This window comes from Frigoribacterium sp. Leaf44 (assembly GCF_001421865.1).
Lineage (GTDB): Bacteria > Actinomycetota > Actinomycetes > Actinomycetales > Microbacteriaceae > Frigoribacterium.
In genome coordinates this window covers 138,470-150,920 of record NZ_LMLG01000007.1, presented here as the reverse complement: position 1 = coordinate 150,920, position 12,451 = coordinate 138,470, and the positions used below count along the sequence as shown (strand labels likewise).

General features: G+C 71.5%; 13 protein-coding genes. 7 read left to right on the top strand and 6 right to left on the bottom strand.

Going from position 1 to position 12,451, the window contains the following annotated elements; genetic code table 11:
* Positions 1-2 precede the first annotated feature (2 nt).
* Together ASE87_RS14905 and ASE87_RS14900 are read right to left on the bottom strand one after the other, a co-directional pair.
* Positions 3-263 carry a Txe/YoeB family addiction module toxin gene (locus tag ASE87_RS14905; protein WP_056229967.1) on the bottom strand — a complete coding sequence of 87 codons (261 nt, stop codon included), beginning with the start codon at positions 261-263 and terminating at the stop codon, positions 3-5.
* A complete protein-coding gene (locus ASE87_RS14900) occupies positions 260-508 on the bottom strand; it encodes a type II toxin-antitoxin system Phd/YefM family antitoxin (RefSeq protein ID WP_056229964.1) in 249 nt (82 codons plus the stop codon). The genes ASE87_RS14905 and ASE87_RS14900 overlap by 4 nt, the downstream gene beginning before the upstream one ends.
* Positions 509-631: 123 nt before the next feature.
* Between ASE87_RS14900 and ASE87_RS14895 the strand changes: the two genes are divergently transcribed.
* Both ASE87_RS14895 and ASE87_RS14890 read left to right on the top strand, forming a co-directional pair.
* On the top strand, positions 632-1,759 hold the full coding sequence (locus ASE87_RS14895) for a DNA adenine methylase (protein ID WP_235472362.1): 1,128 nt from the start codon (positions 632-634) through the stop codon (positions 1,757-1,759).
* A 2-nt stretch (positions 1,760-1,761) separates the two neighbouring features.
* Positions 1,762-2,601, top strand: coding sequence for a hypothetical protein (locus ASE87_RS14890; RefSeq protein ID WP_231567108.1), 840 nt, complete (start codon positions 1,762-1,764; stop codon positions 2,599-2,601).
* Between the two features lie 121 nt (positions 2,602-2,722).
* On the opposite strand, the gene ASE87_RS14885 is transcribed toward ASE87_RS14890, so the two are convergent.
* Entirely contained in the window at positions 2,723-3,271 is a 549-nt protein-coding gene (locus ASE87_RS14885) for a MarR family winged helix-turn-helix transcriptional regulator (RefSeq protein WP_056229958.1), read from the bottom strand.
* Positions 3,272-3,457: 186 nt separating this feature from the next.
* On the opposite strand from ASE87_RS14885, the gene ASE87_RS14880 reads away from it, so the two are divergent.
* Together ASE87_RS14880 and ASE87_RS14875 are read left to right on the top strand one after the other, a co-directional pair.
* Complete coding sequence (locus tag ASE87_RS14880) at positions 3,458-4,147, top strand: hypothetical protein (RefSeq protein ID WP_235472360.1); 690 nt, start codon at positions 3,458-3,460, stop codon at positions 4,145-4,147.
* 118 nt (positions 4,148-4,265) lie between these two features.
* A complete protein-coding gene (locus tag ASE87_RS14875) occupies positions 4,266-5,753 on the top strand; it encodes a signal peptidase I (RefSeq protein ID WP_056229955.1) in 1,488 nt (495 codons plus the stop codon).
* Positions 5,754-5,771: 18 nt separating this feature from the next.
* On the opposite strand, the gene ASE87_RS14870 is transcribed toward ASE87_RS14875, so the two are convergent.
* Positions 5,772-6,254 carry a glutathione peroxidase gene (locus ASE87_RS14870; RefSeq protein ID WP_056049801.1) on the bottom strand — a complete coding sequence of 161 codons (483 nt, stop codon included), beginning with the start codon at positions 6,252-6,254 and terminating at the stop codon, positions 5,772-5,774.
* 1,628 nt (positions 6,255-7,882) lie between these two features.
* On the opposite strand from ASE87_RS14870, the gene ASE87_RS14860 reads away from it, so the two are divergent.
* Complete coding sequence (locus ASE87_RS14860; protein WP_056229950.1) at positions 7,883-8,842, top strand: helix-turn-helix transcriptional regulator; 960 nt, start codon at positions 7,883-7,885, stop codon at positions 8,840-8,842.
* Between the two features lie 67 nt (positions 8,843-8,909).
* On the opposite strand, the gene ASE87_RS14855 is transcribed toward ASE87_RS14860, so the two are convergent.
* The gene (locus tag ASE87_RS14855; RefSeq protein ID WP_056229947.1) at positions 8,910-9,839 is read right to left on the bottom strand and encodes a diacylglycerol kinase family protein; all 930 of its coding nucleotides are present in this window, start codon (positions 9,837-9,839) and stop codon (positions 8,910-8,912) included.
* Positions 9,840-9,940: 101 nt separating this feature from the next.
* Here ASE87_RS14855 and ASE87_RS14850 point away from each other — a divergent pair, with 101 nt between their 5' ends.
* Positions 9,941-10,393 carry a DUF4383 domain-containing protein gene (locus ASE87_RS14850; protein ID WP_082060070.1) on the top strand — a complete coding sequence of 151 codons (453 nt, stop codon included), beginning with the start codon at positions 9,941-9,943 and terminating at the stop codon, positions 10,391-10,393.
* 143 nt (positions 10,394-10,536) lie between these two features.
* Entirely contained in the window at positions 10,537-11,181 is a 645-nt protein-coding gene (locus ASE87_RS14845) for a heme oxygenase (biliverdin-producing) (RefSeq protein ID WP_056230109.1), read from the top strand.
* 137 nt (positions 11,182-11,318) lie between these two features.
* Here ASE87_RS14845 and ASE87_RS14840 read toward each other — a convergent pair.
* On the bottom strand, positions 11,319-12,451 hold a 1,133-nt coding region (locus ASE87_RS14840; RefSeq protein WP_200925490.1), incomplete at its 5' end, for an ATP-dependent RecD-like DNA helicase.

Genomic DNA, 12,451 nt, shown 5'->3' with positions numbered 1-12,451 from the left:
CCCTACTCGTCGTAGTGGTAGCGGGCCTGCAAGATCACGAGATCGTCGCGGTCGACCTTGTAGACGAGCCGGTGCTCGTCGGTGATGCGTCGCGAGAACGTGTCGGCGATGCCGTACTTGAGTCGCTCGGGCTTGCCGATGCCCGAGGTGGGGTCGCGGAGCGCGTCGTCGATCAGCCGGTTGATCCGCTTCACGAGTGCGCGATCGGCGGTCTGCCGGTGCACGTGGTCGGCCCAGCCGTAGCTGGTCCAGACGAGCCTCACCGACGGTCCAGCTCGTGTTCCGAGGTCGCCCCGCCCTCTGCCTCGGCTGCGGCCGCCAGGAGGCGCTGCGCGTTCGCAGGCGATCGGAAGAGGTATGCCGTCTCTTGCCACGCGTCGTAGTCGTCACCCGACATGAGCACGGCGCGGCCACCCTTGGACGTGATCTCGACCGGTGCGCGGTCGTCGTTCACCTTCTGGATCAGGGGGAACAGCTCGCGTCGTGCTTCGCTCGCGGTGATGGCCATGACGACCTCCTGAGGATCGTGACGTCGATCGACGTCGTCATACCGGAAATGGTACGACTTGCTCCAGGGACCGGTGATGCCGCATTCGGAGGCCTCGGGGCGAGGGTGCGGCAGACTTGCCCGGTGACCGTCGAGCTCGTGCCCTCCGTCGCGAGCGAGGCAGCCGCTCCCGTGGCTGCCGCCGTGCCCGCCCGCGTCGCGGCCTTCCCCCGCCTGCGCTACATGGGCTCGAAGTACGCGCTGCTGCCCGTGCTGCACGACGTCTTCTCGAGCGTCGCGCCCGTGTCGGCCGACGCCCCCGAAGGCGAAGGAGGCGCGGTGCGGCCCGCGACCGCGATCGACGCCTTCAGCGGGTCGGGCATCGTCTCGTACCTGATGAAGGCGGAGGGTCGCCGGGTCGTGAGCAACGACTTCCTGGCCTTCCCCGCGGTCATCGCCCGCGCCTCCGTCGTCAACGGGTCGACGACGCTGTCGGACGACCTCGTCGACGAGATCTGCGGCCCGCCCGCCGACGATCGTGACGTCGTGCGCCGCACCTTCGACGGCGTGTTCTTCTCGGCCGACGACCGGGCGTTCCTCGACTCGGCCTGGTCGCACGTCGACCGGCTCGACGGCGCCGAGCGCGACCTGGCGATCGCCGGCCTCGTGCTCGCCGCGGCGCGCAAGCAGCCCCGGGGCGTCTTCACCTTCACGGGCGCGCGGTACGACGACGGGCGCCGCGACCTACGGATGACCATGGCCGAGCAGTTCCGGGCGGCCGTCCGGGCCTACGGCGCGACCGTGTTCGACGACGGCCTCGCGCACGAGGCCGTCGAGGGCGACGTGGCCGACCTGAGGCGACCGCCCGCCGACCTGGTGTACCTCGATCCGCCCTACGCGCCTCCTCGGGACGACGCCGACTACATGAAGCGGTACCACTTCCTGCAGGGGCTCGCCGTGTACTGGCGGGGGCAGACGATCATGACCGAGACCAAGACCAAGAAGATCGCCAAGCTGTTCACGCCGTTCGCCTACCCGCGGACGGTCGACGACGCCCTCGTGCGCACCTTCGAGCAGTTCTCCGACGCGGGGGCGCTCGTGCTGTCGTACTCGTCGAACGCCGTGCCGAGCCGCGAGCGCATCGAGCAGCTGATGCGCACGGTCAAGCCGCACGTCGAGGTGCGCGTGGTCGACCACACCTACAGCTTCGGCACGCACCGCACGGCGACCCGCACGGCGGCCACCGAGTACGTGTTCGTCGGGAGGGACTGACCGTGACGATCCCCACCTTCGACGAGTACGTGGCGTCGCTCGGCCGCATGACCCCGCACGTCGACCCGACGGCCCCCTCGGCGGCGGCGACCGACCTCGGCCGGGCCGCGGCGAGCCTCGGCGAGCTGCCCGTCGTCGACCGCGACCACCTGGCCGAATGGACCCGGCAGCACCCGGCGTGGGTGCCCGCCCTCGGCCTGGCCGTCGGGCTGTCGCAGGAGAAGCTGCGCAACTCGCTGCGGCACGCCTTCGACACCCCGAGCTGGCTGACGCTCGCGCGGGGGCGGGCCGACGAGCTGGTCGCCCACCTCGACGACGAGTTCGAGCTCGTGCGCCTCGTCGCGTCGCAGCGGCACCGCACGTACGACTTCGGCGACCTGCTGTCGGCCCGGGCCGGCACGCGGGCGTCGGCGATCCGGGCCGGGGTGTCGGGGCGGAGGCTCGAGGACGAGATCGAGGCCATCGCCCGCGACCTCGGACTCGCCTGCGGCACGCGGACGCGGTTCACCGGTCGGGCGAACCGCACGGCGCCGTGCGACCTCGTGATCCCCTCGGCGGAGGAGCCCGCGATCGTGGTCGCCGCGAAGGGGTTCGACTCGACCGGCTCGAAGCTGACCGACGCCGTGCGCGAGATCGAGGAGATGGCCGACGTCCGGCTGCCGCGACAGACCGTCATGGCCGTGATCGACGGCATCGGCTGGAAGAGCCGCCAGGCCGACCTCAAGCGCATCCACCAGCTCTGGGTCGACCAGCAGATCGACGGGCTCTACACGCTGTCGACGCTCGACCGCTTCCGGGCCGACCTGGCCGACGCCGCACGGCTGCGCCGCCTCATCCCGTAGGCCGCGGCCGCGGCCGCGACCTGTGGCCAGTGCGGGCGAGTTCGTCGTCGACGGGCCGTCGCGCTCGCCCGTCCGTCACGGACTCGCCCGTTCTGGCGCCCGGCGCCGCGGCCGAGGCCGGTCAGGCGGCGGCGTGAGGTGCGTCGACGGCGCCGACGCCGTGCCGGTCGAACGCCCGGCCGAGGTCGAGCAGCGTGTCGGCGAGGGCGCCGTGTCGCGACGCCGGCACGACCTCGGCGAACGCGGCGGCGTAGGCGCTCGCGATGGCGGTGGTGACCTCCACGCCGCGCGGCGTGCGGCTGACGATGACGCTGCGGCGGTCGTCGGGGTTGCGCCGCCGGTCGAGGTGCCCGGCGTCGACGAGACGGTCGACGAGGTTGGTCATCGCACCCGACGACAGGTCGAGGTGCTCGGCCGCGCGCTTGGGGGTGACCAGGTCGCCGGTGGCCCACACGTAGAAGAGGAACCGGATGTCGGTGTCGCCCAGGCCGAAGAGGTCGCCCTGGTGGTCGAGCACGCGCGAGTGGTTCAGCATCAGCAGGCGGAACGAGTCGAGCAGGCGGCCGAGGTCGCCGGGGGCGAGGCCGGGGTCGGGGGCGAGGCCGGGGCTCGGTGCGAGGCCGGGCTCGGGGGTGAGGCCGGGGTCGGCCCGGGGTGGGGAGACGAGCAAGAGGGTCCTCCGTGACGCGTGTGGGGTGCCGTCCATGGCACCGGCTCAGTCAACAAGAATCTCGACGATCGTGACACCCCCACCACTGGGGACATGGTTCGCCTTGCGTGCCTCTCAAGGTCCAAGTAATTTGATTGTCGTACCACTTGAGAACAACGACCACTCGAAACCAGAACGGTTCGGGAGGTGAGCTTCTCACCGGCGAAGCCCCTGAACCACCTCGCCGGGGTGGCCCCCGACATCCCCCTCTTCCACCCTCTCGCCCTGGAGCACACCATGTCCCGTCCCACGCCCCGCATCGCCCGCATCGCCGCCTGGATCGCCATCCCCGCCGCCCTCGTCGCCTCGGGCATCGTCGTCTCGACGGCGTCGTACTCGGCCTTCTCGTCGACCACGGTCAACCCCACCAGCAACTGGACCGCCGGCACCGTCGCCCTGACCGACGACGACAGCAACACCGCGCTCTTCACGGCCACCAACCTCAAGCCCGGCCAGACCGGCAGCAACTGCATCGCCGTCACCAGCACCGGTTCGCTCGCCTCGGCCGTCAAGCTCTACGGCACGGGCGCCGCCACGACCAACAACCTCGCGTCCAACATCACGCTGAGCGTCGTGCAGGGCACCGGCGGCGGCTTCGGCTCGTGCACCGGCTTCACCCCGCTCTCGTCGGGCTCGAGCCTCTACAGCGGCACGCTGGCCGCCTTCGGCACCAGCTACACCAACTACTCCAACGGCGTCGGCACCTGGGCCCCCACCGGCACCGCGTCCGAGACCCGCACCTACCAGGTGACCTACACCGTCTCGAACACCGCCCCCAACACGACCCAGGGCGGCACCGCGAGCCTCGGCCTCACCTGGGAGGCCCAGAACAGCTGAGGCCCGTCCCGCGGCTGACCCCCGCGTCACGGCGACACCGCAGCAGCATCGCACCACCGCACCACCGCACCAGGCGGCCCGACACCGCATCATCAGCATCCCCCGAGCAGAGGCACCCATGAGCACGATCGACCTGAAGCTACGGCCCGCCGCCGCAGCCGCGGCCTCGATCACCGTGCCCCTGGGCGCCTCTCGTTCGTGGCTCGACTGGACGCGCCTGGCCCTCGGCACCGCGTCACGCGTCGTGTTGTACTCGCTGCTCGGCCTGATGGTCTACGCGGCCGCCCCCGCCGCCCTCGGCTGGAGCCCGACCACCGTGATGACCGGCTCGATGGAGCCCCGCATCCACCCCGGCGACGTCGTCGTCGCGAAGCCCGTGGCGGCGTCCGACGTGCACCGCGGTCAGGTCCTCCTCTTCGACGACCCCGACCAGGCCGGGCACCTGCGGCTGCACCGTTACCACGACAACGGCCAGGCCGGGCAGATCGTCACCAAGGGCGACGCCAACCCGAGCGTCGACTCGACGCCGATCGACCGCAGCGCCGTCATCGGCGTCGGCTTCCTGCGCGTTCCCTACGTCGGAACGCCCTTCGTCTGGGCCGCGGGTCACCAGTACGGCCACCTGCTGGTCACCGGCGGACTGCTGATCCTCGTCGTCCTGCTCAGCCGCAACGACCGGTACCTGCTGCGTGACGACCGTGACGAACGCCCCGCGTCGCCGCGGGTGACCGTCCCCGCCGGCCGCCGCGTGCAGCGCCGACGCGAGCGGCGCCTCCGTCGCCTCCGGACCGCAGGAGGCGCGATCGGCCTGGCAGCGATCGGTGGCGGTCTCGCACTCACCCTCGTCGTCTCGGGCGGCGCGCACGCGGCGTTCGCCGCGCCCACGGCGAACCCGACGTCGAGCTTCGGTGCCGGGAACTACGACTGCCTGCAGGACACCTACAACTCGCAGACCTCGTACGGCTTCCCGTACAACGAGACGTCGGGCACGACCACGGCCGACGGCAGCTCGTTCGCCCGTGTGGGCACCCTGAGCGGCGGGGCGACGTTCGTCGCCGGTTCGTGCGCCACCAACCAGAGCCCCTACCTGCAGCTCGACGGCACCGGCCAGGTCACGACGGCGGTCAACCTCACCGGTCAGAGCGCGTTCACGATCGAGACCTGGTTCCGCACGACCAGCGCCGCCGGAGGGACCCTGGCCGCGTTCACCGCCGCGCAGACCGGCACGAACACGACCGCCGACCGTGCGCTCTACCTGACCACGGCAGGCAAGATCGCCCTCGGCGTGCGCCCCACCTCGAGCACGACCAAGGCCACGACGACCCCGGCCTCGTACAACGACGGCGCCTGGCACCACGTGGTCGCCACCCTCTCGGGCACGAGCACGGTCATCTACGTCGACGGTGTCGCGGTCGTGACCGACACCACGAACAAGACCGTGCAGACGGCCGCCGGTTACTGGCGCGTGGGCTACGCCCCGCTCGGCGGCCTGCCCTCGGCTCCCACGAACGGCTTCTTCGTCGGCTCGGTCGACGGCACGACGATCTACAACAACTCGGCCCAGACCGCCTCGGCCGTCCAGGCCCGGTACGCGGCCGGCCGCTGACCGACCGCGGCCGCCCGGTCAGCCGGCCAGCGCCTCCTCGATGACCGCGACGACCTCGGGGGCGTCGGGCTCGGTCGTCGGACGGAAGCGGTGCACGGCGCCGCCGGGCGTGATCACGAACTTCTCGAAGTTCCACTTGACGCGGCCGGCCTTGCCGTCGGCGTCGGTGGCCTTCTTGAGCTCGGTGTAGAGCGGGTGCTCACCGCGACCGTTGACCTTGACCTTCTCCATCATCGGGAAGGTCACGCCCCAGGTCGCCGAGCAGTACTCCTCGATGGCCTCGCCGCTCGAGAGCTCCTGGAAGAACTGGTTGCTGGGGAACCCCAGCACCGTGAAGCCCTGCTCGCCGTACTGCTTCTGCAGCGCCTCGAGCTTCTCGTACTGAGGGGCGAGGCCGCAGCGTGAGGCCACGTTCACGACCATCACGACCTTGTCGGCGTAGGCGCCGAACGTGGTGGACTCGCCGCGGATCGTGGTCAGTGTGATGTCGTCGAGGGTCATGCGTCCGACGGTAGGCCCGCCCGCTGCGAGTCCGCTCGCCGGCGCGAGCCTGCCCGGTCGCGCCGCCGTTCCCTCCAGCCCCGTCCCGGCGCGAGCTCTGTGCGGCGGCCACCTGTCCCATCCCCACGGTCGCCGCCTCGCCCCCTCGCCCCCTCGCCCCGCCTCGTCTCGTCTCGTCAGCCTGCCGCAGCTGGCAACTCCTGACCCGTGTGTCGCCGAGGTCGAGCGAGCCGCCACGCCCTGCGTCCTCTCGGCCCGAGCACTCGCGGCAGTGAGGAGTTCCCGACACCCGCGACGGGTCGCGGACCGCCCGCCGTCCGTATCAGAGCCCTGATCGCGCTGACCGTCACGCCCCACCTGTCTTTCACCATCACCGTCCCCGCCCGGAACGGGATCAGACCGTCGCGGGCGATGTCGGCGTCCTTGAGTCGGTCCTTGTCGAAACGTGTCTCGTGGTGCGCTCGTCCATCGGTCTCGAGGCCGACGACCCCGTCGACGACCATGTCGATGATCTTCGAGGTGCCGGAAACAGGCACCTGGCGGGTGACGTGATGCCCTGCCCGTCGCAACCTCGTGCCCGCCGCGCTCTCGAGGATGCTCTCGGCGCCCGGATCGCTCCACGCGACGAGGCCGGCAGCGTCGGCACGTCTCCGGGACAGCACCTCGGCTGCGTCGTCGTCGCCGTCGACGATGCCGGCCCGTCTGGCCCAGTCGACGAGGATGACCGCATCCTCGAACGATCGGGTCTCGACGACTGCCCGAGCCAGGGCGTCACGAGGGTCGACGGCCCAGGTCGAACCCCGATCAGAGAGTTCGAGTGGGTCCCACACGACTCGGACTCCACGCCGCCGTCGCAGCCGCGAGGCCGTCACGGGTACCGACACCGTGACCGGCGGACGGGCCCACGTCCATGCTCCCAGCTGGTGCAACGCGGATGCGCCGGTGAGTCGACCACCCACGGCGACCGCGACGTATCGGGGATCTCCACGCTCCCAGGTGGAGTACCACCCACGCCGGGGTCTGCTGACCGTGCGTGAACGGACCGCGACGGTCAGGTGTCGGTCGGTGGCGCCCAGGGCGACCAGGTCGTGTTTGTGGAGGAGTCCTCCAGCCGCTGAGACGAGTTCGGCGATCGTTGTCATGGTCCACGAGCGTGTCGACGACGCGGGCCTCGGGTCGAGCCGTCGTCCGCGGGTGTTGAAGGACGGCTCGGCGACGCCGTTCGGGAGGATGCGTCGCCCGAGCCCGGGCTAAGGTCCGACGCGTCGCCCGGGTGACCGGCACCCCTGCCCCGGGTGCCGAGAACGTCTGAGGTGCGCCTCGACCCCGCGGCTCCTGGCCAAGGCTGAAGTCGCCGACGGGAGCGACCGGGTCGACCCCTCGTCGAGAAGTCCTGCCTCCCGCAGCGGATCGCGCGGGAGCGAGGGATGCTGGTGCGTGCGTCGCGGCACCGGTCAGGAGTTGCCGCCGCGTGCGGGGGCGGGTGCGGGTGCGAGTGCGGGTGCGAGTGCGCGTGCGGGTGCGGGTGTCGGCAGGAAAGGGAGCTCACTAGACGGCGCGGCAGTCGCTGTCAACCCCCCTCGGGTCGACTGGTACGAACTTTGGAGTGCGTGCAACAATTCGCTGAGATGGCTGCCCAGGACGACAAGATCCGCTTCGACGCGCGTGGTCGTGACCTGGACGAGGCCGTCGACATCCTGAGCGCCGGGTACAACGGTCGCGACTTCCACGTCGCCCCGACCGAGGCCCCCTTCGCGTTCCGCCACACGATCGTCGGCGACGGCGCGATGACCCTGCGGTCCACGATGTTCATGGGCCGCGTCGACGGGCAGGCAGCCGCCGGAGACGAGCACGTCGTGCACTGGTTGCTCGACGGACGATCGACCGTCGACAACGGTCGCGACGAGGTGGCCGGCGCCGTCGGGCGACCGATCCTCTTCCCCGAGGGGCGCGAGTTCGAGTTCACGACCGAGGACGTCAACCAGAGCCTGTTGCACCTCTCGAAGTCGGTCGTCGACGAGGTCGCGGCCGAGCGCCACGGCATCATGCCCGGCACGCTCCGCTTCGACCACGCCGCCCCCGTCTCGTCCGCCGCGGTGCAGGCCTGGCACGCCACGGTCCGTCTGATCGGACGCGCCTACCTCGGCTCCCGTGAACCGAGCGACCTGATGCGCACCGAGATGGCCCGGATGGGCGCGGTGGCCCTGCTCGACACCTTCGCCCACACCTCGACCCAGATGCCCGCGGCGCTGCTGGCTCCGCGCAACGCGAGCCTCCGCCTCGCCGTGGAGTACATGCACGCCAGCGCCCACCTGCCGATCTCGGCCGTGGACATCGCCCGGGAGGCGGGGCTCACCGCCCGGGGGCTGCAACAGGCGTTCAGTCGTCACCTCGACACCACGCCCACGGCCTACCTCCGCGAGATCCGCCTCGAGCGCGTGCACGACGCGCTGCGGGCGGCCGCCCCGAACGCCACGACCGTCGCCGACGTGGCCCGGCACTGGGCCTTCGCCCACCTCGGTCGGTTCTCGGCCGCGTACCAGCAGCGGTTCGGCGAGTACCCCCGCGAGACGCTGCACCGCGGCTGAGGCCGTGGGCGCCCGGGGCGTGTGGTCGTCTCGCCGCCGAGCGCGCCTCCTCGGCTCGTGCCGACGGTCAGCGACCGATGGCGGCGTAGACGCGCAGGGCGCCGGGGACGACCTCGACCGTGACGGGCAGCGGCCCGACGCGCTCGCCGTCGGCGTAGGCGGCGACCCCGTCGGCCTCGATCACCGCACGACGCACGCGGTGCACCGTCACGTTCGGGTGGCTCAGGTGGGTTCCCCGGAACACGCTCGGGAACAGCCGCACGAACTGCCAGCGCGTCAGCCGCTCGACCACGAGCACGTCGAGCAGTCCGTCGTCGAGCACGGCGTCGGGCGTGACCTTCATGCCGCCGCCGAGCGACTGGCCGTTGCCGACCGAGATCAGGGTGCCCTCGACGGTCGAGGCGACCCCGTCGAGCTCGAGGCGGTACGAGATGCGCGGCAGGCGCACCAGCTCGATGGCGAGCGCGACGTCGTAGCGTCGGCGCCCCTTCGGCCAGCTCAGCCGGTTGGCCCGCTCGTTCACGACGGCGTCGAAGCCGGCCGAGACCATGCACGCGAACCAGGTGGCCCGGCCGTCGGCCTGCAGCACGCGTCCGGCGTCGATCGTGGTGGGCTCGCCCTCGAGCAGCCGGACCAGGAGGCGCGTGGCGGCCTCGGCGTCGTCGTGGGGCAGCCCGAAGGCCCGGGCCGTGTCGTTGCCGGTGCCCGTCGGCACCAGTCCCAGCGGCACGTCGGTGCCCGCGACGAGGTTGGCCCCGAGGTTCACCATGCCGTCGCCGCCGACGACGATCAGTGCGTCGGGTCGTTCGCCGTGGTCCGGGTCGAGCTCGCGACGGGCGGCGGCCACGAGGCCGTCGTAGCTCGACTCGGTGAGCGGCACGACCGTGTGGCCGGCACCGCGGAGCCCGGCGAGCACCCCGTCGGCGAGGTGCTTCCGGCCGCCGGCGGAGGCGCCGGGGTTGATCGCCACGACCAGGCGGAGGGGCGTCGGGGTCATGGGGTCGATCTTGCCAGCCCCCCGCCCGTCCGGGTCGGACGGCCCGCCGCGGGTGGCGGGCATACTGGACGCTGACCCACCTGACGAGAGGCACCTTCACCATGAGCAGCACCCACGGCACCACGACGACCGCGACCCCGGCCCCCTACGAGCCGACGATCCGCGAGTCGCCCAACCGCGGGGCCGGGCTGTTCGTCGGCACGGTGTTCCTCCTGCTCGGCGCCATCGGGTTCCTCGTCGAGGACATGGGCACGTTCTTCTCCACGCAGGGCGCCTCGCTCTGGTTCGTCTGGAACCTCAACCCCGCGCTGGTCGTCGTCTGGGTGCTGGCCGGCGCTGCCCTGATCATCGCGGGGGCGTCCTCGCGGGCCAGCGCCCGCTACATCAACACCTGGATCGGCCTGATCTTCGTCATCTTCGGCGTCGTCGGCTTCTTCCTCGAGGGCACCGACGTCAACTTCCTGGCGTTCAACCTCGGCGACAACATCACGCACCTGGTCGGCGGCCTGTTGCTGCTCGCCACCGCCGTGGGGGCCGAGCGCCGCCGCCGCTGACCCGCGCCGCGGTGCGCCGCACCTCTCGACGGGCTGCGGGCCGGCTGCACGTCTGCCGAGATCGGCCCCGGGGGCTACCGGCACCGCGCCTCCCTGGCTAGGGTTAGGGTCACCTAACCCAGGTGACCCAGGAGGTGCGCACCATGACCGTCGTCATCCCCTTCTCCGAGGCGGTGCGCGAGCGCACGGCCGAGCGGGTCCCCGCCGACGTCGGCTGCTCGTTCATGACCGACCTGCTGATCGGCCGGGGCACGCGGGACGACTACGTGCAGCTGCTCGCCCAGCACTACTTCGTCTACGCCGCCCTCGAGGACGCCGCCGTGCGGTGGTCGGGCGACCCGGTCGTGGCTCCGTTCCTCGCCCCGGGGCTGACCCGGTTGCCGGCCATCGAGGCCGACCTGGCGTTCCTGCTGGGTGACGGCTGGCGGTCCCGCATCTCGCCGCTGCCGACCACCCGTGCGTACGTCGACCGCATCGAGCAGGCGTCGACCTGGGCCGGCGGCTTCATCGCGCACCACTACACGCGCTGCCTCGGCGACCTGTCCGGCGGGCACCTGATCCGCAGCATCCTGCAGCGCCGGTTCGGGTTCGACACGAACGGCGTCGGGTTCTTCCTTTTCGCCGAGATCGCCGAGCCGAAGTCGTTCAAGACGACCTACCGTCGCCAGCTCGATGCCGTGGCCTGGTCGGCCGACGAGCGCGAGCACGTGCTCGACGAGGTCTGCGCCGCGTACCGTTTCAGCACCGAGCTGTTCACCGACCTCGCCGCCGCGAAGGCCGCGGCCTAGCCGATCGCCGACAGGCCAACGGGCCGACGGGCCGACGGGCGGACGGGCGGACAGGCCGACGGGCCAACGGGCCGACGGGCCGAGCCATCGGGCCGACAGGCCGAGCCACCGGGCCGATGCCTGGTCGTACCGGGCGGTCAGCCCGTGGCGGCGGTCGCCGTGCCGTCGCCCACGCCGGCGTCGGCGGCTGCCTTGATGGCCGGTACGCGCGACGCCTCGCTCATGAAGCGCCGCACGTCGAGGTCGACGATGATGTCGGCCGGCCGCAGCGGGCGCGAGAGGTACAGCCCCTCGAGCGAGGTGATGCGGCTGAGGGCGACGTAGGTCTGCCCCGCGCTGAACACCCGCGAGCCGAGGTCGACGATGGCCCGGTCGTAGGTCTTGCCCTGGGACTTGTGGATCGTGACGGCCCAGGCGAGACGCAGCGGGAACTGCGTGAACTCGGCCACGACGTCTTTCTTGAGCTGCTTGGTGGTCGCCGAGTACGAGTACTTGTGCTTCTCCCACACGACGGGCTGCACCTCGTGCACCTCGCCGTCGACCTCGACGAAGACGGTGTCGCGCACCCGGGTGACGACGCCCGTGGTGCCGTTGACCCACCGTTGCTCGGAGTCGTTGCGGAGGAACATCACCCGGGCCCCGACCTTGAGCTCGAGGGCCTCGTCGGCCGGGTAGGCCCGCCCACCGAACTCGCCGCTGACCTCGGCCTTGGCGGTCATCACCTTGCCCGACAGGCGATCGAGCTCGACCTTGTTGATGCGGTTGACCGTGTCGTTGCGCGTGGCCAGGGTGATGGCCCCGCCGTCGCTCGGCACGGGGCGGGCCCCGGCGCCGTTCAGCGCACCGGCGATCTCGGCCGTGACCCGACCGTGCCGCACGGCGTTGAGCATCTCTTTGAAGTCGCCCTCGGTCTGGCGGTGGATGAAGGCCAGCTCGTAGATGCGCAGACTCGCCTCGGCCCAGACCTTGGCGTCGAAGAACCACATCGAGCGGTAGTTGTCGCGGAAGTACTCGCGCTCTTCGGCGTCGCCCGGCACCGGCGGCAGCTGGTACGGGTCGCCGAACAGCACGACCTGCACGCCGCCGAACGGCTCGTGCTTGCGCTGCCGGGCCTGGCGCAGCGAGCGGTCGATGGCGTCCATCAGGTCGGCGTTGACCATCGAGACCTCGTCGATGACGAGCGTGTCGATGGTGTTCAGCAGCTTGCGCAGCTCGGCGTTCTGCTCGATGTCGTGGTCGGCGATGAGCCCCACCGAGAGGCGGAACAGCG

What these genes read in the sequence shown, in the direction of transcription:
- ASE87_RS14875 (WP_056229955.1), top strand. Translation starts at nt 4,266, where the DNA reads ATGAGCACGATCGACCTGAAGCTACGGCCCGCCGCCGCAGCCGCGGCC.
- ASE87_RS14850 (WP_082060070.1), top strand. Translation starts at nt 9,941, where the DNA reads ATGAGCAGCACCCACGGCACCACGACGACCGCGACCCCGGCCCCCTAC.
- ASE87_RS14900 (WP_056229964.1), bottom strand. Translation starts at nt 508, where the DNA reads ATGGCCATCACCGCGAGCGAAGCACGACGCGAGCTGTTCCCCCTGATC.
- ASE87_RS14860 (WP_056229950.1), top strand. Translation starts at nt 7,883, where the DNA reads ATGGCTGCCCAGGACGACAAGATCCGCTTCGACGCGCGTGGTCGTGAC.
- ASE87_RS14870 (WP_056049801.1), bottom strand. Translation starts at nt 6,254, where the DNA reads ATGACCCTCGACGACATCACACTGACCACGATCCGCGGCGAGTCCACC.
- ASE87_RS14845 (WP_056230109.1), top strand. Translation starts at nt 10,537, where the DNA reads ATGACCGTCGTCATCCCCTTCTCCGAGGCGGTGCGCGAGCGCACGGCC.
- ASE87_RS14855 (WP_056229947.1), bottom strand. Translation starts at nt 9,839, where the DNA reads ATGACCCCGACGCCCCTCCGCCTGGTCGTGGCGATCAACCCCGGCGCC.